The sequence below is a fragment of the Actinomadura sp. HBU206391 genome (assembly GCF_014323665.1).
GTDB lineage: Bacteria > Actinomycetota > Actinomycetes > Streptosporangiales > Streptosporangiaceae > Actinomadura_C.
In genome coordinates this window covers 1-590 of the sequence record NZ_JABVEB010000582.1, presented here as the reverse complement: position 1 = coordinate 590, position 590 = coordinate 1, and the positions used below count along the sequence as shown (strand labels likewise).

The following is a 590-nucleotide window of genomic DNA, read 5'->3' as shown; positions in this document are numbered from 1 at the left end:
ATGGCTGCAAAGATGATCGCGTTCGACGAAGAGGCCCGTCGCGGCCTTGAGCGCGGTATGAACCAGCTTGCCGATGCCGTCAAGGTGACGCTTGGGCCCAAGGGCCGCAACGTCGTGTTGGAGAAGAAGTGGGGCGCTCCCACGATCACCAACGACGGTGTATCGATCGCCAAGGAGATCGAGCTCGAGGACCCGTGGGAGAAGATCGGGGCGGAGCTCGTCAAGGAGGTCGCCAAGAAGACCGACGATGTCGCGGGTGACGGCACGACCACCGCGACCGTCCTGGCTCAGGCGCTCGTTCGCGAGGGCCTGCGCAACGTGGCGGCGGGCGCCAACCCGATGTCGCTCAAGCGCGGCATCGAGTCCGCTGTCGAGCGGGTGAGCGAGGAGTTGTCCAAGCTCGCCAAGGACGTTGAGACCAAGGAGCAGATCGCCTCCACGGCCTCCATTTCCGCGGGTGACCCGCAGATCGGCGAGATGATCGCCGAGGCGATGGACAAGGTCGGCAAGGAAGGCGTCATCACCGTTGAGGAGAGCAACACCTTCGGGCTCGAACTCGAGCTCACCGAGGGCATGCGCTTCGACAAGGG

1 protein-coding gene is annotated in these 590 nt (G+C 64.6%); it reads left to right on the top strand.

Annotated elements, in window-relative coordinates:
- Positions 1-590 (top strand): TCP-1/cpn60 chaperonin family protein (locus tag HKK72_RS39535; protein WP_315987673.1); only part of this gene is annotated, 590 nt, incomplete at its 3' end.